The organism is Pseudomonas sp. GW823-FHT04A03 (assembly GCF_058796615.1).
The window spans coordinates 1-20,941 of record NZ_JBXAIV010000006.1 but is presented as its reverse complement, the minus strand read 5'-3'; the positions used below and the strand labels follow the sequence as shown (position 1 = coordinate 20,941).

General features: G+C 60.9%; 16 protein-coding genes. 4 read left to right on the top strand and 12 right to left on the bottom strand.

What is annotated here, in order from left to right; all coding sequences use genetic code 11:
- Nucleotides 1–207: 207 nt before the first annotated feature.
- Entirely contained in the window at nucleotides 208–1,755 is a 1,548-nt protein-coding gene (locus tag AC1Q9F_RS16660; protein WP_492620361.1) for an RNA-binding protein, read from the bottom strand.
- A 205-nt stretch (nucleotides 1,756–1,960) separates the two neighbouring features.
- On the opposite strand from AC1Q9F_RS16660, the gene rtcR reads away from it, so the two are divergent.
- Complete coding sequence (gene rtcR, locus AC1Q9F_RS16655; RefSeq protein WP_492620360.1) at nucleotides 1,961–3,562, top strand: RNA repair transcriptional activator RtcR; 1,602 nt, start codon at nucleotides 1,961–1,963, stop codon at nucleotides 3,560–3,562.
- A 342-nt stretch (nucleotides 3,563–3,904) separates the two neighbouring features.
- Nucleotides 3,905–4,162 (top strand): hypothetical protein, encoded by a 258-nt coding sequence (locus AC1Q9F_RS16650; protein WP_207985623.1) that lies wholly within the window; start codon nucleotides 3,905–3,907, stop codon nucleotides 4,160–4,162.
- 107 nt (nucleotides 4,163–4,269) lie between these two features.
- Here the strand turns inward: AC1Q9F_RS16650 and AC1Q9F_RS16645 are convergent, their stop codons facing one another.
- The 11 genes from AC1Q9F_RS16645 to AC1Q9F_RS16595 form a co-directional block, all read right to left on the bottom strand.
- Entirely contained in the window at nucleotides 4,270–5,292 is a 1,023-nt protein-coding gene (locus tag AC1Q9F_RS16645; RefSeq protein ID WP_007956055.1) for an ABC transporter permease, read from the bottom strand.
- Nucleotides 5,293–5,349: 57 nt separating this feature from the next.
- Complete coding sequence (locus AC1Q9F_RS16640) at nucleotides 5,350–6,915, bottom strand: sugar ABC transporter ATP-binding protein (protein ID WP_492620359.1); 1,566 nt, start codon at nucleotides 6,913–6,915, stop codon at nucleotides 5,350–5,352.
- A 70-nt stretch (nucleotides 6,916–6,985) separates the two neighbouring features.
- Nucleotides 6,986–7,912, bottom strand: a complete 927-nt coding sequence (locus AC1Q9F_RS16635) for a sugar ABC transporter substrate-binding protein (protein WP_007956051.1) — start codon at nucleotides 7,910–7,912, stop codon at nucleotides 6,986–6,988.
- Between the two features lie 160 nt (nucleotides 7,913–8,072).
- Entirely contained in the window at nucleotides 8,073–9,122 is a 1,050-nt protein-coding gene (locus AC1Q9F_RS16630; protein ID WP_492620358.1) for a Gfo/Idh/MocA family protein, read from the bottom strand.
- 131 nt (nucleotides 9,123–9,253) lie between these two features.
- The gene (iolG, locus tag AC1Q9F_RS16625; protein ID WP_492620357.1) at nucleotides 9,254–10,279 is read right to left on the bottom strand and encodes a bifunctional inositol 2-dehydrogenase/D-chiro-inositol 1-dehydrogenase; all 1,026 of its coding nucleotides are present in this window, start codon (nucleotides 10,277–10,279) and stop codon (nucleotides 9,254–9,256) included.
- A 35-nt stretch (nucleotides 10,280–10,314) separates the two neighbouring features.
- A complete protein-coding gene (gene iolD, locus AC1Q9F_RS16620; protein ID WP_492620356.1) occupies nucleotides 10,315–12,246 on the bottom strand; it encodes a 3D-(3,5/4)-trihydroxycyclohexane-1,2-dione acylhydrolase (decyclizing) in 1,932 nt (643 codons plus the stop codon).
- Between the two features lie 45 nt (nucleotides 12,247–12,291).
- Nucleotides 12,292–13,113, bottom strand: a complete 822-nt coding sequence (locus AC1Q9F_RS16615) for a TIM barrel protein (protein WP_492620355.1) — start codon at nucleotides 13,111–13,113, stop codon at nucleotides 12,292–12,294.
- 25 nt (nucleotides 13,114–13,138) lie between these two features.
- The gene (locus tag AC1Q9F_RS16610) at nucleotides 13,139–14,641 is read right to left on the bottom strand and encodes a CoA-acylating methylmalonate-semialdehyde dehydrogenase (protein ID WP_492620354.1); all 1,503 of its coding nucleotides are present in this window, start codon (nucleotides 14,639–14,641) and stop codon (nucleotides 13,139–13,141) included.
- 30 nt (nucleotides 14,642–14,671) lie between these two features.
- Nucleotides 14,672–15,481 carry a 5-deoxy-glucuronate isomerase gene (iolB, locus tag AC1Q9F_RS16605; protein WP_492620353.1) on the bottom strand — a complete coding sequence of 270 codons (810 nt, stop codon included), beginning with the start codon at nucleotides 15,479–15,481 and terminating at the stop codon, nucleotides 14,672–14,674.
- Entirely contained in the window at nucleotides 15,478–16,371 is an 894-nt protein-coding gene (gene iolE, locus AC1Q9F_RS16600) for a myo-inosose-2 dehydratase (protein ID WP_492620352.1), read from the bottom strand. The genes iolB and iolE overlap by 4 nt, the downstream gene beginning before the upstream one ends.
- Nucleotides 16,372–16,414: 43 nt before the next feature.
- A complete protein-coding gene (locus AC1Q9F_RS16595) occupies nucleotides 16,415–18,352 on the bottom strand; it encodes a bifunctional 5-dehydro-2-deoxygluconokinase/5-dehydro-2-deoxyphosphogluconate aldolase (RefSeq protein WP_492620351.1) in 1,938 nt (645 codons plus the stop codon).
- Between the two features lie 308 nt (nucleotides 18,353–18,660).
- On the opposite strand from AC1Q9F_RS16595, the gene AC1Q9F_RS16590 reads away from it, so the two are divergent.
- The gene (locus AC1Q9F_RS16590) at nucleotides 18,661–19,581 is read left to right on the top strand and encodes a MurR/RpiR family transcriptional regulator (RefSeq protein WP_085747795.1); all 921 of its coding nucleotides are present in this window, start codon (nucleotides 18,661–18,663) and stop codon (nucleotides 19,579–19,581) included.
- A 116-nt stretch (nucleotides 19,582–19,697) separates the two neighbouring features.
- Entirely contained in the window at nucleotides 19,698–20,819 is a 1,122-nt protein-coding gene (locus AC1Q9F_RS16585) for a Gfo/Idh/MocA family protein (protein ID WP_492620350.1), read from the top strand.
- The last annotated feature ends 122 nt before the right edge of the window (nucleotides 20,820–20,941 follow it).

The following is a 20,941-nucleotide window of genomic DNA, read 5'->3' as shown; positions in this document are numbered from 1 at the left end:
TTCGCCGGCAGATTCAAAAAAGGTGGCACGACAAAGGTTGATGACTGTTGCGCGTTGCCGCGCACCGGGGTTAACCGGCCTCAGATGTACAGCCATCGGCATTCGTGCCGTCACGCGCACTGACAAGGGTTTGGTGAGACGTCCTGGATGTAGTCCCACCGGCATTCAGTGCCCGTGACAAATCAATTCTTTGGGCGGCTCATCGCCTCACCCCATGCGTTCAATCGCTTCGACCCAGTGCTGCGGTCCGTACCGGCCGGCAGTGAACTGCTCGATCACATCAAACACCGCGTCACTGAAACCGCCGACATTCAAAATGTCATCGCGATCCGCCGCCGGTGTCGCCCAACCCGGTTGCAGGTCAATGCAAATCAGGCGAGCCTGGGGGTTGATCCGCTTTATCCGCTCCCATTGCAGCATCGTCTCGCTGGCGCCCTGGCGTCGCGCATCGATCCAGGATTCGTTGTCCGACACCATGATCAGCGTATCGACCCTGGCCTTGCTGTCCGCCAGCTTCTTCAACGGCGCCGAGCAGCAGGTTCCGCCGCCGAAAATGCCTGCAAGCTTTTCGGCATTGCTGATCACACTGTCGCGCGGGTTGAGGGTGATATCCACCACCTTCCATTCGAACGGCATCACCCGTGCCGTCGGCTGTTTACGCAACACCGCCGCCGTAATAAGCGCCGCCACATCGATACAGCGCACCGCCGTGGTCGCGCCCTGACGGTAACCGGTCAGCGGGCTGCCCATCGAGCCGGAAACATCCGGACAAACCACCACCGCGCCCTGCAGCTTCGGCACATTGGTCAACGACAGCTCCAGCGCATCCTGCAAAGCCTCGCGAATCAGCGCCGGCACGTCATCGCCGACCATCCGGTACGCCGCCAGCAACTGGTACGGATACACCCGCGCCTTGGCTACGGCTTCAGGATCCGCCAACCGAGCGGCCACGTATTCGGTGAAACCCGGCACGTCAAAAGCACCATGGCGCGCCAGCGTATTGAGGTTGATGCGCAGGCCCTGCCAGCCCATGTTCCGCGCCTGAGCTGCCCATTGTTCCTTGCTCAAGGTTTCGTTACCGAGCAATTGAAAAGGCACTTCAGGCACTTGATCACTCGCACCGCTGCGAAAGGCCAGCAGATCGCGAGTCAGTGCGGGCAACGCCTGTGCATCCACCGGTTTGCCGATCACCCAGGCAAAAAACGCTTCGCGCCAGGCCTCGGACGGTTTTGGGTGAACCATCTTCACCACATCCGCCAGCGAAGGCTGATTGCCGATCGATGCCTGCAACAGCTGTCGCTCGGTTGCGCTGTTCAGCCAGTTCTGCACCAGACGCTTGGGTTGAGAACCGAGGGAGCGGCGACCGGTGGCGCCACTGCGCAATATCTGCACGAAATTGCGCAGCATCTTGCCGCTGTCCACGACCTGCCCGAACACCTCCGGCACCAGGGCCGAACGCTGAGCCGTCAGCGCCGCCAGCAACAACGCCGGCATGTCTTTCATATGACCCTTCTGGCGGGCGTAAAGAGCGGCATTCGCCACAAAGCGGCTGTCCAGCTCCGCCACCAGCTTCAACACCTGATCCAACTGACTTTGAGCGGATGCGTAAAAGGTCGAATTCAGGCAACCGGTGACTGCCAACTGGGCCAGTTGATGCTTGGGCGTATAGGCATAAGCCGCAGCTCCGGAAGCATTCAAGGTGTCGCACGCCGGCAGGTTTTTCGATTGCGTATTGAAGAGGTTGAAGTTGGCCATCGTGGCGTCTCGCTGTGTTGTCCTGTTCGTTGTGACAGGTATTGCAGCCGCTGTGCCAGTTTTCGAAAACGTTCGCGAATTATTTTTATCTAATTGATTTTAAAGGCTTTTATTTTACAAACGAGCGTCCCTGAATTTTCGTCACGACAAATAACGCCCTCGAACACTATCATTAGCTATCGTCATTTATCTTTCAGGATAATCAATGTCCAGCAAGCGCACCGTCGCCATCGGTTTCATCGGCGCCACCCTTGATCGCGTAGGCAAAGGCGCCAATCGCTGGAACCATTGGCGGCCTAGCGTGGGCCTGTGCCAGCAGCCGGATGTCTTGATCCATCGACTGGAACTGATACACGGCACGGACGCCCGGGACGCGAGCCTGGCCGAACGCATTCGCGAGGACATCCGTCAGGTGTCGCCGGGCACAGAAGTGCGCCTGCACCCGATGGCGTTGCGCAACCCTTGGGATTTCGAAGAGGTCTACGGCGCACTTCACGACTTCACCTCCGAATACACCTTCGATACCGAGCGTGAGGACTATCTGGTGCACATCACCACGGGGACCCACGTCGCGCAGATCTGCTGGTTCTTGCTGACCGAGGCGCACTACCTGCCGGCACGCCTGATCCAGACCTCCCCCGCTCGCCGCAAGAGCGAAGAAGAACCGGCCACCGGCACCCACGCCCTGATCGACCTGGATCTGTCGCGCTACGACCGCATTGCCTCACGCTTCACCCACAAACGTCTGGAAGGCCTGGAGTTTCTCAAGTCCGGCATTGCCACCCGCAACACCGCGTTCAACCGCTCGATCGAGCAGATCGAACGCGTGGCCGTGCGCTCCAAAGCGCCGATGCTGCTGATCGGCCCGACCGGCGCCGGCAAGTCCTTTCTCGCCCGACGCATCTACGAGCTCAAACGCAGTCGCCATCAAATGCAGGGACGCTTCGTTGAAGTCAACTGCGCCACCCTGCGTGGCGACGGGGCAATGTCCGCGCTGTTCGGCCACGTCAAAGGCGCCTTTACCGGCGCGCAAAACGCCCGCGACGGCCTGCTGCGAGCGGCTGACGGCGGCATGTTGTTTCTCGACGAGATCGGCGAGCTGGGGGCGGACGAACAAGCGATGCTGCTCAAGGCTATCGAAGAAAAGCGCTTCTTCCCGCTGGGCTCGGACAAGGAAGTCGACAGCGACTTCCTGATCATCGCCGGCACCCACCGCGACCTGCGCAGTCGCGTCGCCGAAGGCCTGTTCCGGGAAGATCTCTATGCGCGGATCAACCTCTGGACATTCGACCTGCCAGGCCTGGCAGGGCGCCGCGAAGACATCGAACCCAACATCGATTTTGAGCTTGAACGCCACGCTCGCGAACACGGCCAACTGGTGCGCTTCAACCTTGAAGCCCGACGGCGCTACCTCAGTTTCGCCAGCTCACGGGAAGCTGCATGGCTGGGTAACTTTCGCGAACTCTCGGCCTCGATTACGCGCATGGCGACACTGGCCGACAGCGGGCGAATCGATGAAGCGCAGGTCGAGGAGGAAATTGATCGGCTGCGGTATGCATGGGGGCTGGCGCAGCCGGCCGGAATGACGAATGAGCTGCCGGGCGATGCCGAGACGCTGGACCTGTTCGATCGATTGCAATTGAAGGCAGTGCTGGAGGTTTGCAGACAGGCAGACAGCTTGTCGGATGCAGGCAGACGCCTGTTCGGCGTGTCGCGACAGGCGAAGGCGCAGCCCAATGATGCGGACCGATTGAGGAAGTACCTCGCACGGTTCGGCATTGACTGGAGCCAGTTGCGCGAGCAGTGAAACATGACCGTAACCAATTGAGTCGATGAGATAAACTGCGCCGCACCGCGATACCGGCACCGAACGAAGGACAAACACGGATGGACTTACTGGATTTTCTTTCAAACCTGCTATCGATTCTTGACGGCTTCCAGACGTCCGGCCAAAAGCCTCGCAGAGTCTTCACCCGCGGATTTGTCGTGACCTGCGTCTTTGTGGCGATCATCGAGCTGTTTTTGCTGAACCACATCTACAGCGGGCGTCCGTGAACCAATAGCTACGAGTTCCCGCCCGTCAGCTGGCCGGCACTTTACCCCGCGTCAGAACTTCCAACGCCTACCCACCTGACGCGGAAGCCCGACGATGAACAGAACCATTGCAGCCCTCATGCTTGGAAGTCTTTTATCTGCCACCGCACCGCTGGCGATGGCGGGAAGCACCGTACCGCCTACGGGTATTCCCGGGGTCAACCAGGGAGGCACCGAATCAAAGGAAGACAAGGCCGACAAAAAGGGTGAAGAAGCCTCGGGGTCGAACTCCGGTGCAGAGTCCCACGAGACAGAGAAGGATGCGCAAACATCCAGTGGCTCAAAGGATGGGATGGAAGAAAAGAAACCCTGAACGACTTTGCCGCCTCAGCAGTTATCGCTGGCATAAAAAAGCCGATCTCTCCGATCGGCTTTTGTGTATGACGCTTATCCCGCCTTGGCAGGCCAGAACGATGAATTTCAGCGTTTGAGCTTGCGCTTGTTGCGGTATTGGTCGATCACCACCGCGACCACGATGATCAGCCCCTTGATGATGTCCTGGATGTAGGCATCGACCCCGACGAACGTGAAACCGCTGGCCATCACCCCAAGAATCAGTGCGCCAATCACCGTGCCGGTGATGCGCCCCACCCCGCCCGCCAGACTGGTACCACCGATAACTGCAGCGGCAATCGCGTCCAGCTCATAGGACATGCCCATCCCGGCCTGCCCGGTGGCGGCGCGGGCCGAAGCCACTACGCCTGCCAGCCCCGCCAGCAACCCGGCGATACTGTAGACGATGACCAGATGGCGTTTGACGTTGATGCCTGAGGTGCGCGCCGCCTGCATGTTGCCGCCGATGGCGTAGGTGTATTTGCCGTACTTGGTGTAGCGCAGCGCGATGTGGAAGATCACCGCCACCACCAGAAAAATGATCACCGGCATCGCGCCGTGGCCGATCGCCGTGTAGGAATCCGAGAGCATGCTTACCGGCTGGCCTTCGGTGTAGTAACGCGCCAGGCCGCGAGCCGAAACCATCATGCCCAGCGTGGCAATGAACGGCGGAATCCCGGTGATGGCGATGATGCTGCCGTTGATCGCCCCCGCCAGCAGCCCGACACCGAGCCCGGCAATCACCGGAATCCAGACCGGCAAATCGGTCAGTGACGGGAACACCGCCCGGGCGAAATCCGAGGTCTGCGCCAGACTCGCCGCGATCATCGCCGACAACGCGAGCACCGAGCCCGACGACAGGTCGATACCGGTGGTGATGATCACCTGGGTCACGCCAATCGCCAGCAGGCCGATGATCGACACTTGGAGGATCATCAACACCAGCCGCTGGGAGTTCATCAGAAAGCTCTGGTCGCGCACGATCCAGCCGAACAGTTCGAACACCAGGCCAATGCCGATCAGCACCAGGAAAATGCTCAGTTCCGTCGGAAAGCGCCGGCGACTCTTGACCGGTGCCGTGGCCGGTTTGTTTTCCAGTATCGCGTTCATAACCACTCACCTTTCTATCGCATCATCGACGGCGGCCTCGGCCACCAGCGGTATCCATTAATGAACCGAGGACAGGCCCGAAGCCAGTTGCATCACCCGCTCCTGAGTCGCCTCGCTGCGGTCGAGGGTGCCCATCAGGTCGCCCTCGTGCATGACCATCACCCGGTCGCTCATGCCGAGCACTTCCGGCAGCTCCGAAGAAATCATGATCACCGCCATGCCCTCGCTGGCGAGGTAGGCGATGAGCCGGTAAATCTCGGCCTTGGCGCCGACGTCGATGCCGCGGGTCGGCTCGTCGAGAATCAGGATTCGCGGGTTGGTCATTAGCCAGCGGGCCAGCAAGGCTTTCTGCTGATTGCCACCCGACAGGGTGTCGATGCACTGCTCCAGCGACGGGGTTTTCACCCGCAGCTTCTTGCACATGTCTTCACACAAGGCGCGCAAGGCTTTCTGCTGGATGAACCCGTGGCCGGCGTAGTGCGGCAGGACGGCCATTTCCATGTTTTCCAGCACCGAGAGGCACGGGAACAGGCCGCTGAGCTTGCGATCCTCGGTCAACAGCGCGAAGCCCTTCTCGATCGCCATGTGCGGATCGCTGATGCGCACCACCTCGCCATCGAGACGGATCTCGCCACCGTCGCTGGGCGTGATGCCGAAGATCGCTTCGGCCACGTTGGTCCGGCCGGAACCCATCAATCCAGCAATGCCGAGGATTTCCCCGGCGTGCAGGTCGAAGGAAACACCCTTGAAGATGCCATCGAGCTTGAGGTCGCGCACCGACAGAAACAAATCGCCGATCGGCTTTTCCCGCACCGGAAACAACTGGCTCAACTCACGACCGACCATCATCGAGATCAGGCTGTCGCTGTCCATGGAATCGGCCCGCTGCAGGCCGATGTAGGCACCGTCGCGAAACACCGCCACTTCATCGGCGATCGCGAACACTTCGTTCATTTTGTGGGTGATGTAGATGATGCCTTTGCCTTGGCTTTTCAGGTCGGCAATGATCGAGAACAGATGGGCGACTTCCTTGTCGGTGATGGCCGACGTCGGTTCGTCCATGATCAGGATGTCGGAGTCGTAGGACACGGCTTTGGCGATCTCGACCATCTGCCGCTCGGCGATACTCAGGTTGCCGACCAGCTCTTCGGGATCAAGGTTGATCCGCAAACGCTCCAGCAGTTTTGCGGTGCAGCGGTGCATTTCCCGGTGATCGATCATGTGAAAGCCGTTGAGCTGCTCGCGGCCGATCCAGATGTTTTCGGCGATGCTCATGTGCGGCATCAGGTTGAGTTCCTGGTGGATCATCGCGATCCCGGCCTGAAGCGCTGCCAGTGGCGTTTCGAACACCACCGGCTTGCCCCGCAGGCGCAGCTCTCCGGCGTCTGGCTGGTAGATGCCGGCGATGATTTTCATCAGGGTGGATTTGCCCGCGCCATTCTCGCCCATCAGCGCCAGCACGGAACCGGGGCGTACCCGCAGTTGCACATCGGACAACGCCACCACACCGGGGAAACCCTTGCTGACGTTGAGGATCTCCAGCAGGTACGGCTCTTCGACAGGTATTGCTGTGGGCGGGCTCCCCGTCACAGGGGTGCTCGAAGCAGTCGCTGAAGCGAACATGATCAGGTACTCCATCAGCAAGGTCGCGATCGCCACCTTGCGGGCTTATTGTTGTTATTGAACGGACGGACTATTTGAACTGGTCAACGTTTTGCGGCGTGATCAGGCGGAACGGCACCCAGACTGCCGGCTCGACCGGCTCGTTCTTCGCCATTCTCACCGCGGTATCGATGGAGCCGTCGGCCTGACCCTTGGCGTCCTGGAACACGGAAGCGGCCAGCGAGCCCTTCTTCACGGCGTTCAAGCCGTCCGGCGTACCGTCGACACCCGCAATCAGCACGCTGCCTTTGGCGACGCCGGCCTGTTGCAGGGCCATGGCGGCACCGATCGCCATTTCGTCGTTGTTGGAGACGACCGCGTCGAACTTGCGGCCCTGGGTCAGCCAGTCATTGACCAGGGTCATGCCCTTATCCCGCAGCCAGACGCCGCTCTGTTCCTGCTCGACCTTGATGTCCGGGTATTTGGCCAGGACCTCTTTGACGCCCTTGGTGCGGTTGGTGGTGGAGTTGTTCGCCAGATCGCCCAGCAGAATCACGATGTCGCCCTTGCCGCCCATCTTGTCGGCCAGGTACTGCATCTGCATCTCGCCGGCCTCCAGGTCGTTGGAAGCAACGGTTACCACGCCTTTGGGCAGGTTCAGGTCATCGGGGCGGCGGTTGACGTAGACCAGCGGAATGCCGGCCTTCACTGCGGCTTCGGTGATCTTTTTGGTGGCGGCGGTATCCACCGGATTGACCACGATGGCGTCGACCTTCTGGCTGATGAAGCTTTCGACCTGGCTCAGTTGCTTGACCACGTCGCTGCGGGCGTCTTCGAACTGCAGCTTGACGCCGTCGGGATAGGACTTGGCTTTCTTGTCCATGGATTCACGCAGGTAGGTCAGCCAGGTGTCATCGAACTGGGACATGCTGACGCCGATCTTCATATCGGCCAGCGCAGCGCCGCTGGCGAACATCAGGGACAAGGCCAGTGAGGCAAAACGGGTCTTGGTCTTCATGAAAAGTCTTTCTCCACATTCTTGTTGGTTTTATGGATGAGGCATGACGATTTCAGTAAGCGGACAAGCAGTCGAGGCGTTGGAACGTGTAGCGAGACAGTGAATCTGGACTCGACTTTATTGGAAAATATTTTCCATATCAACCTGTTTTAGAATTTTATTATGATTTTATTCCATGGCTTGCAAACTCACTCAACTCCACCACCTGATGACGTTTGAAACTCAGGCGCGCAGCGTCTAGCACGCGGGTTGTCGCCAGTGCATCACGTGCGTCCACGGGCAGTGGGCCACCGTTTTGCAACGCGATTTGTAGCTGTAAATAGAACTGACTCCAGCAGCCGCGCTCAGACGGAACCCGTTCGCGCTCTTCTCCGTGCTCGAACCAGCCCCAACGTCGATGTTCCTCGACGCCCCAGCGCTCGCCTTCGGTTTTCGGCGAGAGCCCGGCCAGTGCCTGGGCCTCTTGCCCGTCCAGCCCCTCGACGCTGTAACAACCCAGCGTACCGCTCACCCGAAAGCGCGGACCGGGGCTGTTTTGCAGGCAGCTGCCGCCCAGATGCGAGGTCACGCCGCTGGCGTGGGTCAGGGACATGAAGAAGCCGTGATCGAAGGCCTGGTCTTTTTCCAGGTAATCCAGTTCGGCGTAAACCCGGGTCACCGGGCCGAACAGCAACAGCGCCTGATCTACCAGATGACTGCCCAGATCGCGCAGGAAACCACCGCCGCTGCCGTTGTTAACCGACGACGGCGAATAACGCTCGATCCGCGATTCGAACCGGCTGACCTGGCCCAGCGCGCCGGATTCGATGAGTTTGCGCACGGTTAAAAAGTCCGAATCCCAGCGCCGGTTCTGATAGACGCTGAGCGGTACATTCTGGCGCTCGGCCATAGTGATCAGGGTTTGCGCCTGCTGCCAGTCGGCGGCGAACGGCTTGTCGCTGACCACCGCCACCCCGTGTTCGATGCCGTCCAGCACCAGTGCCGGCCGCCCTTTGAGGGGCGTCGATACCACCAGCACATCGATCCCGGCTTCCACCAACTGGCCGATGCTGTCGAAGGCCGGCACACCCGGATGCTCCGCCGCCAGCAACTGTCGGCGCTCCGCTGAACGGGTGACCACGCCGACGAACGTCGCCGCCAGCAGGCTGCTGATCAGCGGAGCATGAAAAAACCGGCCGCCATGGCCATAACCGACAAGTCCGATGCGCATACAAGTATTTCCCTGAATAAAACGCGGACCCTGTGGGAGCGGGCTTGCCCGCGATGGCGGCGGCACATTCCACATTGATGTGCCCTGATAGACCGCAATCGCGAGCAAGCTCGCTCCCACAGGGATTTGCGTCAGCTGTAGAAATGGGGGCGATCAGGCAGCGCGACCTTGACGATCGCGCCGCTGTTCTGCGCTTCGATGCACGCATCGGCGGCAACCGCGGCCGCGAAGCCATCCCACGCCGACGGTCCACCGACCTGCCCTGCCCGCACGCCATCGATGAACGCCTGCAACTCGACGTCATAGGCCGCGATAAAGCGATCCTTCCAGTCCATCAGAATCGCGTTGGACAGCTTGGCCCCACTGCGCAATTGAACCTGGGACGGCTCCGGCAGTTTGGCGATGCCGGTCTCCCCCACCACTTCGCACTGGATGTCGTAGCCGTACTGGCAATTGACGAAAACCTCCACGTCGATGCGCGTGCCCTTGGCGGTTTCCAACAGCACGATCTGCGGATCCTTCAGGTGCGCGAGGGCTTTGCTGCTCTTGCGCGGGAACACCACCTGCACCGAGACGTAATCGTCATCGAGCAACCAGCGCAGTACGTCCAGCTCATGGATCAACGTGTCGGTGATCGCCATGTCGGTCTTGTAGTTTTCACCCACGCTCGGGTTGCGGTGCGCGCAATGCAGCATCAACGGTTCGCCGATCTGGCCACTGTCGATCACCGACTTCAACGCGCGATAACCTTCGTCGTACGGACGCATGAAACCGACCTGCACCAGCCGTTTGCCGTGGGCCACTTCTGCCTCGACGATCTTGCGGCAACCTTCGGCGGTGACCGCCAGTGGCTTCTCGCAGAACACCGGTTTGCCCGCCGCGATGGCGGCCAGCACGAACTCTTCGTGGCTCGGGCCCCAGGAAGTGACGAGGATCGCGTCGACGTCCGGCGCCTGGATCAGCGCGTGGCCGTCGGGATACACCTCGGCGGTCAGTTTCAGGTCAGCGACGACTTTGGCCGCCTGCTGCAGATTGATGTCGGTAACCGCCACGACCTGACTGTTGAGCAAGGTCTGGCTGCAACGACGGATGTGATCCTGGCCGATGGCACCGGTGCCGATGACGCCTAGCCGCAACACTTGGGAAAGCAATGACATGAAAGGATTCCTTGTGGTTGTTCGATTCAGGGCAATCAGTACTGACGGGCCTTGGCCAGTCGTTCGTTCAGGGTTTTGGCCACCGAGTCGGTGCGGGCGCTGGTCGAGACTTGCGCCACGCCGACCCGCCACCACGACAGGTAACCGTGAATCATGGTCTTGGGCAGAACCTTGATGTCGATCAGGGTCGAGACCGTCTGCAAACGTGCATCGGCCAGCGCCGCCTGCAACTCTTCAACGGTGTTCACCTTGTAGGTCTTGCAGCCGTAGGCCGCCGCGCTCATGGCGAAATCCACCGGCACGAAAGCGCCGTCGAGCTTGCCGCTTTGCGGGTTACGGAAACGGAACTCGGTGGCAAAGCTGTCCATCCCGTTGCCCATCTGCAGGTTGTTGATGCAACCGAAGGTCATGTTGTCGAACAGCACCACGTTGATCTTGCGTCGCTCCTGGATCGAGGTGGCGAGTTCCGAGTGCAGCATCATGTAAGAGCCGTCGCCCACCAGCGCATAGACCTCGCGCTCGGGCTCGGCGAGCTTCACGCCCAGCGCGGCGTTCACCTCATAGCCCATGCACGAATATCCATACTCGACGTGATAGGTGTTCACCCCCTTGCTGCGCCAGCTGCGCTGCAAGTCGCCGGGCAGACTGCCGGCAGCGGCGACGATCACCGCGTCATCGGCGAGGGTTTCATTGAGTACGCCGAGCACGCGGCTCTGGGTCAGGCAGGAACCGGTCAGTTCGATGAATTCGCGCAACACCGCCGGATCGAGGTGGTCGTTGATTTCCGGGATGAAATCCCGTGCCTGATAGTCGATCTGATACAGACGATTCACTTCTTCATCCAGTTGCGCCCGGGCCTGAAGAGGTTGATCGCCCCAGCCGGAACGGTAGTCGCCCAGCGCTTCGGCCAGCGCCGACAAGCCTGTCCGGGCATCCGCCAGCAGTTGCACGCCGTCGAGTTTCAGGGCGTCGCACGGGCTGATGTTGAGGTTGAGAAATTGCACGTCAGGGTGCTGGAACAAGGATTTCGACGCGGTGGTGAAATCGCTGTAGCGGGTGCCGACCCCGATGATCAGATCTGCCTCTTTGGCCAGCAGATTCGCCGCCAGGCAACCGGTTTCGCCGATACCGCCGACGTTCAGCCGATGGCTGGACACCAGCGCGCTTTTGCCGGCCTGGGTTTCGGCGAAGGGAATATCGAAGCGCTCGGCAAACGCCTGCAACGCCACGTTGGCGCCCGAGTATTTGACGCCGCCGCCACAGATGATCAGCGGTTTGCGTTTGCCTTTGAACAGTGCCACGGCATCGCCGAGCATCGCTTCAGTAGCCGGACGACGCTCGATGCGGTGCACGCGTTTTTGCAGGAAATAATCGGGATAGTCGTAGGCCTCGGCCTGCACGTCCTGCGGCAGGGCCAGGGTCACGGCGCCGGTTTCGGCGGGGTCGGTGAGCACGCGCATGGCGTGGATCGCTGCGGTCATCAATTGTTCGGGACGGTTGATGCGATCCCAGTACTTGCTCACGGCCTTGAACGCATCGTTGGTGCTGATGCTCAGGTCGTGGAACTGCTCGATCTGTTGCAACACCGGGTCCGGTTGACGGCAGGCATAGACATCACCCGGCAACAGCAGCAAGGGAATCCGGTTGGCAGTCGCGGTGGCGGCAGCGGTCAGCATGTTCGCCGCGCCCGGCCCCACGGACGAGGTGCAGGCGTAGATCTTGCGCCGCAGATGCTGCTTGGCGAAACCGATCGCCGCATGGGCCATGCCTTGTTCGTTGCGGCCCTGATGGACGATCAGGTCACCGCTGTCCTGCTCCAGCGCCTGCCCCAGACCCAGCACATTGCCGTGGCCGAAAATGGTAAAGATCCCGGCGACGAACTTGCTCTGAACGCCATCGACCTCGATGTACTGGTTGTCGAGGAATTTCACCAGGGCCTGGGCCATGGTCAGTCTTGTTGTGGTCATAACCGCACCTTTCAAATTCAGATCCGATCCCTGCGAGGGGCACTGTCAACTCAGGGATTTGCTCAGGTGGTCCATGCTGGCGCCGATCGCCGTCTGGATATCCGCCAGGCCATGGACGCTGTCGGCGAACGGTTCAAACGACAGGTAGCCGCTGTAGCCGCCAGCGAGCAGGCTGTTGATTTGTACCGCGTTGCCGAGAATGTCGTCCGCGCCCACCAGCACCCGGTGGCCATCGCTAAGGGTTGCCAGCGGTGCCTCGGTTTCCTCGACACCGGAGATGTGCACCAGCCCGGTCAGCTCGGGGAAAAACTCTTGTTCACCGGCCAGGTGATGGTGAAAGGTATCGTGCACCAGGCGGAACACATCCAGCCCGCCGACTGCCTTGATCGCCTCCACCGCCGCGCGTTTGCGGCGCAGCGAGCAGGCTTTGAAACCCAGCGGCTCGATGAAACCCAGCAGGCCGTGATCGCGCAGGATCGGCGCCAGCTCGCTCAGCGCGGTGCGCAGGCCCGACGCACGTTCGGCGACGCTGCGCGGATCGGCGCGGTCGTTCAACGGGCACATCACCAGCCCCCTCGCACCACAATCGCGGGCATAGCCAGCCAGCTTCAAGGCCTGCGCGCGGCGCTCGTCATTCCACATGTCGAACGGATACAGCGCGTTGATCGACAGCACGCTGATCCCGTGGGCCGTGCACAACTCACGCACGTGTTCGGGTGCGGTGCCGTCCTCGATCTCGATGCCTTTAAGGTCGTTGCGGATCTCGATGGCGTCGGCTTTGAGGGTCACCGCCAACTCGATGAACGCCGGCAGGGACAAACGTGGAGCGACCATTCGGTTCAGGGCAAAACGCAGGGGAGTACTCATTCTTGTTGTTCTCCGCGCAGATGAATTATTTGGCCGTCGGCATGCTGAATTCCGGGCCCTTGGCAATGCTGTCGGGCCAGCGCTGCATCACGCTTTTGTAGCGACTGTAGAAACGAATGCCTTCTTCCCCGTAGGCATGGTGATCGCCGAACAGCGAGCGCTTCCAGCCACCGAACGAGTGCCAGGCCATGGGCACCGGAATCGGCACGTTGATGCCGACCATCCCGACCTTGATGCTGCGGGCGAAGGCGCGAGCGATCCCGCCATCGCTGGTGAAGCACGACACGCCATTGCCGAATTCATGGGCGTTGATCAGCGCCACGGCACTGGCGAAATCCGGCACGCGCACGATGCCCAGCACCGGGCCGAAGATTTCCTGCTGATAGATGCTCATGTCGGTGGTGACGTGATCGAACAGCGTCGCGCCGACGAAAAAGCCCGCCTCGGCCCCCGGTACCTTGAAGTGACGGCCGTCGACAATCAGCTGCGCGCCCTGGGTCACGCCCTGATCGATAAAACCTTCCACCCTGGCCTTGTGTTCGGCGGTGACCAGCGGGCCCATGTCGTTGTCGCCTTGCAGACCGTTGCCGACTTTCAACTGATCGATACGCGGCAGCAGTTTGGCGATCAGTTGATCGCCGACTTCGCCGACCGCGACCGCAATCGAAATCGCCATGCAGCGCTCACCGGCCGATCCGTAAGCCGCGCCGATCAAGGCATCCGCCGCCTGGTCCAGATCCGCGTCAGGCATGACGATCATGTGATTCTTCGCGCCGCCCAGCGCCTGCACCCGCTTGCCGCGCGCGGTGGCCTGCTGGTGGATGTACTCGGCAATCGGCGTCGAACCGACAAACGAAATCGCCTCGATGTCCGGGTGCTGCAGCAAGGCGTCGACCGCCGTCTTGTCGCCCTGCACCACGTTGAACACGCCGTCCGGCAAACCGGCTTCGGTCAACAGGCGAGCCATCAGCAAACTGGCGGACGGATCGCGCTCGGACGGTTTGAGGATGAAGCAGTTGCCGGTGACCAGCGCCAGCGGAATCATCCACAGCGGCACCATCACCGGGAAGTTGAACGGCGTGACCCCGGCACAGACGCCGAGCGGCTGACGCAGGTTCCAGTTGTCGATGCCGCCGCCGATGTTGTCGCTGAACTCGGTCTTCAACAGGTTCGGTGCACCGCAGGCGTACTCGACGATTTCAATGCCTCGGGTGACTTCGCCCTTGGCGTCGGAAAACACCTTGCCGTGTTCACGGCTGATGATTTCGGCCAGTTCGTCGTGATGACGATCGAGCAATTCCTTGAACTTGAACATCACCCGCGAACGGCGCAGGGACGATTGCTCGGACCAGGCCGGAAATGCCTTGAGCGCCGAAGCGACGGCAGCATCCACAGTCTTCTGGCTGGCCAGCCCGACCCGCGCCTGAACAGAGCCGGTGGCCGGATTGAAGACATCGCTGAATCGTTCGCTACCGCTGTCCTGCACCTGACCGTCGAGGTAATGGCCTATGACCGGGGCGTCGCTCATTGTTCTTGTTCTCCGTGCGAAAGTTGGAATTCAGAGATCCAGCAGCCAGCTGTGCTGCGGGTCGTTATGGAACTGCCAGACGCGTTTCGGCCCGGCCATCACGTTCAGGTAGTAGGACTCGTAGCCATACGGCACGCTGACCGGGTGATAGCCCTTGGGCACAACGACGAGGTCGCTGTTTTCCACGGCCATGGCTTGATCGATGCTGCGGTCGTCGGTGTAGACCCGCTGGAACACGAAGCCCTGGGGCGGGTTGATCTGGTGGTAGTAGGTTTCTTCGAGAAAGCTCTGGTGCGGCAGATCGTCGGTGTCGTGCTTGTGCGGCGGATAGCTCGACGAGTGCCCCGACGGCGTGCGCACTTCCACCACCAGCAGCGAATGGGCCGGCTCGCTGTCCGGCAGGATGTCGCAGACATAGCGGGTGTTGGCGCCCTTGCCGCGCACGCTGCGCTTCATGGTTTCAGGCCTGATCAGGCGCGGACCGAGGCCCGTGGTGCTCGAACCGGGAGCGGCGCAAACCGCCACTTGCGCATCACTCAATGCCACCACCTGTGCCTGACTGCCGGGTGGCAGGTACGCGGCGAACGGGGATTTGTCTTCGAACACCGACTGGCGATCACCGAGGTTGTCCCAGTTGAAGGCCCCCTGCCCCGGCGCTTCGCCGTGGATGCCGACACGACCGCTGAGCAGCACCAGGCACAGCTCTTTATCGCCCGCCGCAACAGGCAAGATTTCACCCAGGCTCAACCGGTAGGCGGCGAAACCGACGTACTGCAACTCACCTTCAGCCAGCTCGACCATGGTCCGGCCACGGGCATTGCTTTTGACCAGCAGGCTCATCGTGCAGTCCTCGCGTCGAGCAATGCACGCAAGGTGTCGAAGCCTTTCTTCGCGTAGGCATAACTCGGCGCCACTGCCGGATCCTGCTCGGCCTCGACCACCAGCCAGCCGTGGTAATCGGCCGCCAGCAGCACGTTCAGCAGCTCAGCGAAGTCGATGTCACCGTCCCCTGGAACGGTAAAAGTGCCGTTGATGATGCAGTCGGGGAAGCTCCACAGGTTGTTGCGAGACAGCTGCACCACCGGTTTGCGCACGTCCTTGAAATGCACGTGGCAGATGCGCGACAGGTGTTTGCGCAGTACCTGCAAGGGCTCGCCTCCGCCCATGTAGCAATGGCCCGAATCGAACAGCAGCCCGACTTCATTACCGGTCAACGCCATCAGGGTGTCGATGTCCGACGGCGATTCGACGTAGGCGCCCATATGGTGGTGATACGCCAGACGCACGCCCTGGGACAGGGTGAAGCGCGCCAGTTCGGTCAGCTTGTCGGCGTACTGCTGCCACGCCTGTTCAGTGTGAAAACGCGGGCGCTCGACCAGCGGAATCCGTTGGCCCTGAATGGAGTCGGCCACTTCACCGTAAACCAGCACGTTCGCGCCGTTCTTGGCCAGCAGCTCGACATGGCTGGCAATCGCGTCGATTTCCTCGGCTACCGAACGGCGCGCGAGGCGACTGGAATACCAGCCGGACACCAGCGCCAGGTCATACGGGCGCAGCACGTCGCCAACGCCTTTGGCATCCTTGGGAAACTTGCCGTTGAGTTCGAAGCCTTCATAACCGATGGCCTTGCCTTCGCTGAGGGCGGTGCTCAGCGGTGTTTCACCGCCGAGGGACGGCAGGTCGTCGTTGCTCCAGGAAATCGGGTTGATGCCAATTCGGATAGCGGGCATGGCTGCACCTTTTATTGTTATTTCTAGAATGTTCAACCGCGGCTCAGGCCCGGGCCGTGCGCCAGGCATCGATCAGCTCGACGAAGGTGCCCTGTACCTGGCGGATCAGCGTCTCGTCGTCGATTTCCCCGGCCAGCCAGGCGCGACTCGGCTCCTGAAAAATCGTCCGGCCCACGGCGAACCCGCGACAGGTCTGGCTCTGACTGGCCTGTTGAAAGCCCTCGGCCAACGCTGACGCCGGGGCATTCAGGCCCAGCAGCACCACACCCCGGCAATAGGGATCGCGCGCCTGGATCAGTTCGTCGAGCTGCTTCCACTCCTCGGCGCTCTGCGCTTCGATCTTCCACCACGCCGGGTAAATGCCCAGGTTGTAGAGGCGTTTGAGCGCCCGATACAGCACGTCGGGATGCGGTGAGGGGTGATCCTTGGGCGGGATGATTTCCAGCAGCAGTTCATGACCGCTGACCTGCGAGGCCTGATACAGCGCCTTGATCTGCGCTTCCTGTTCCAGCCGCAGCATCGGTTCGTCGTCCGGGTGGAATTGCACCAGGCATTTGATGATTTGTTCCTGCGGCCAGGCGATCAGGTTGCTGCCGACCGAGCGCCCGTGTTCGAAGGCCAGCGGCCGCGAGCCCTGCACTTCAACCGGACGCGCCACCCACCAGCCACGACCGGTGGCGGCGTTCAGCGAGTCCTGGCCGAAACGCTGATCCGCCAGCAGCCCGACATCGGCTTCAATGCCCTGCTCGCGCAAATCGCTTTCGACTCGTTCCACGGCCTTGATGAACAGTTGCTTGAGTTCGCCGATGGCGCCGAGGTCGCGTCCGCCCTTCTGGGCCAGTTCCACCAGTTGCCCGCGATGGTCGAAGGCAAAGATGAACAATTGCTTCCACTGTTTGCGCGGCACACTGACCTGATGCAGGCGTTGCAGGGTGACGTCCTTGTCCGGCCGGGTAATCGGCACCGGGCTGCTGAACAGATAATCGAGTTCGGCACGGGTCGGCATCGCCGGCGCGCAGGCATGGCGCGACACCACCAGACCACCGCAGGCATTGGCCAACTGGCAGCAACGCTCGTCGCTGGCATCCTCCAGCCAACCGCTGAGGAAACCCGACATGAACGCATCGCCGGCGCCCAGTACGTTCAGCACTTCGACGCGCACGCCGGGATAAATCGCGCCGTCTTCAAGACGCTGTGGAATCTCTCCGCGGATCACCGTGCAACCTTGCGGCCCGAGCTTGACCACCAGCGTCGCCGCGCTCAGCCGCCGGACATTGCACAGCGCGGTGAGCAAATCCTCAGAACCGCCGGCCATCAGGAACTCTTCTTCGGTTCCGACCACAAGATCGAAGCGCGGGAGGATTTGTTGCACATGCTGAGTGACGTTCTGATCGGCAACGAAACGGGTTTCGCCGTCCGCCTTGCCGGCGAGCCCCCACAGGACCGGGCGGTAGTCGATGTCCAGCACCCGTTTGACGTTGTGCTTTTCGGCGTAGTCCAGCGCCTGGATGCTCGCCTTGTAGACACCGTCGGTGGAGAAATGGGTGCCGGTGATCAGCAAGGCCTTGCTGGAGGCGATAAAGGCTTCGCTGATGTCTTCGGCCCGCAGCGCCATGTCGGCGCAATTTTCACGGTAGAAGACCAGGGGAAAGGTTTCCCGATCCTTGAGACCGAGCAGCACCATGGCGGTCAGACGCTCCGGATCGACCTTAATGCCGCTGACGTCACAACCTTCACGGGCCAGCGACTCGATCAGGAAACGCCCCATGTGATCGTCGCCAGTGCGGCTCAGCATCGCCGACCTGAGCCCCAGCCGGGCGGTGCCGAACGCGATGTTGGCGGACGAGCCGCCGAGGTATTTGGCGAAGCTGCTCACATCCTCCAGCCGTGCCCCGACTTGCTGCGCATAGAGGTCGACGCCGAGGCGTCCGAGGCAAATCAGATCCAATTGACGTCCACTGGCAAAACGAGTCTGGCCCATGCTGGCTCCTGTTATTTTTATCAGCCCGTGCCCAACGCGGTGACCGCGCCGGACACTCTTGGTGGATGCAGACTAAAACGAGCCGGATCGAACAATCAATAAATATTCCAATTATTTTTCGCGTGGAATATTTTTTCCAATAAACTTCAGTGCAGGCGCTCCAGACGCAGTGCATCGTTTCAGCAGGCATCGCGCTGGCGCAAGCCCAAGATTTTGTCCAGGCCGAGCCTGTAGACTGCGCACAGCCAACCTATTGTCAGGGGACGAGACGTAACCGTCCCTATAAGAACAAGCCAGAAGGATTATTTATGTCCAGCACCGATCAGCCGGCTACCGCCGAGAGCACGCCCGAGAGCGATCTTGCCAGCCCCCCGATCAATGCCGAGCGCCTGCTGCAGCTCATCACCACTGAATACGAAAGCCTGCCGCGCCAGCTCAAACGCATCGCCAGTTACATGAGCCAGCAAAGCGACCGGATCATGGTCGACCGCATCAGCGACATCGCCCGCGAGTGCGAAGTGCATCCGTCGGCCATCGTGCGGTTTTCCCAGCGTTTCGGTTTCAGCGGATTCAGTGAAATGCAGGCGCTGTTCCGCGAGGCGTATACCCACAAAGCCACGCCGGTACAGAACTACCAGCAGCGCATTCGCAGCATGATCGCCAACAAGTCGCAGAAAGCCAGCGGCGGCGACCTGGCCCGCGAGTGCATCGACGCCACCCTTTCGGGCATCGAACGCCTGGGCCAGGAACTCGATGACCAGGCCTTCGAAAAGGCCGTGGACCTGGTGGTCAATGCCGACAATATCTACGTGGTCGGCGTTCGCCGCTCGTTCGCCGTGGCTGACTATCTGGTCTACAACCTGCAACACACCAACAAGCGCATCCACCTGGTCTCGGGCCTCGGCGGCAGCTATCGCGAGCAGATGCGCAGCGTGCGCGCCAATGACCTGGTGATCGCCATCAGCTTCACGCCGTACGGCAAGGAAACCCAGCATTGCCTGCGCATCGCCCAGCATCATCAGGCGAAAACCCTGATCATCACTGACAGCAATCTCTCGCCCCTGGCCAAACGCGCCAACACCCTGCTGCTGGTCAATGAAGGCAGTTCGTTTGCGTTCCGTTCTCTGAGTGCGACCTTGTGCCTGTGCCAGGCGCTGTTTATCGCTGTGGCCTATCGACTGGAGTTGAAGGTGGACGAGATTCACGAGCAGGTCGGGTTTGAAGACTGACCAGACCGCCATCCCAGCGAATGCGGTATTCAAAATATTTATTCCATAATTTGAATGCAGGGAATATTTATTCTATAAACAGGATCTCTGAAAACAAGAACTCAAAGGATCCTGTCATGCGTGAACTCGGAATCGGCCTTATCGGTACGGGCTTCATGGGGCGCGCCCACGCTCTGGCCTTTCGCAACGTCAGCGGGGCATTCGAACTGCCCTTCACCCTTCGCCTTGCCGCCCTGGCTGACGCCGATCCCGCACGCGCCCAAGCCTGCGCCACCGCCTGGGGCTTCGAGCAGGCCCATGGCGACTGGCAGCGATTGATCGACGACCCCAAGGTCAATCTGATCGCCATCACCACTCCCAATCACCTGCACTACCCGATGGCCATGGCCGCCCTTGCTGCCGGCAAACCGGTTTACTGCGAAAAGCCATTGGCGGTGAATCTTGAACAAGCTCATGCCATGCACGTAGCGGCGAAGCATGCCGGCGTCGTCACCCGGGTCGGCTACAACTACCAGCACAACCCGATTATCGGCCTGGCACGCGAGCTGATCCTGAGTGGCGAACTCGGCGAGATCATCAGCTTTCAAGGTGAATTCAGCGAAGACTTCATGGCCGATCCAGCCTCCCCCTGGTCGTGGCGCTGCGAACCGGAACATGCCGGTGGAGCACTGGCGGATCTGGGCAGTCACCTGCTCGCTATGGCGCGCTTTCTAATGGGTGATGTCGAAGCGGTGTGTGCCGACGCCCAGACCGTCCATCGCCAACGCCCAGCCACAACTGGCAGCCAGGAACAACGCCGCATTGCGGTCGACGATCAGGCCCATGCGCTGCTGCGCTTTGCCAGCGGCGCGCGCGGCACCTTCAGCAGCAGCTGGCTGAAGCATGGCTACAAGAATCATCTGAGCTTCGAGATCAGCGGCACCCGAGGCACCCTGGCGTTTGACCAGGAGCGCCTGAACGAGCTACGCCTGTGTCGCGCCGGCCAGGGCGGCTTCCAGCGTTTACTGGCCGGACCGGACTTGCCCGGCTACGCCGCGTTCAGCCCGGCGCCGGGGCATCAGTTGGGCTACAACGAGCTGAAGACGCTGGAAGTGCATGAGCTGATCATGGCGCTGGCCGGGAATGGGCAAACCGGGACTGATTTCGAGGAGGCATTTGAAGTAGAGAGGCTGGCGACGGCGATTCGGGTCGCTGCTGAGGAGCGGCGCTGGGTGTCTGTCAGTGAAATAAGTGGGTAGTGTTGTGCGTGTCTAGTCCTGAAATAGGTTTACACCTGTTTCACCCTAACGCCCGATGCACCGCATCGGGCGTTTTGTATTTTAAGGACAGGTGCGGGCGCTCCTGGTTGTAGATCAAGATC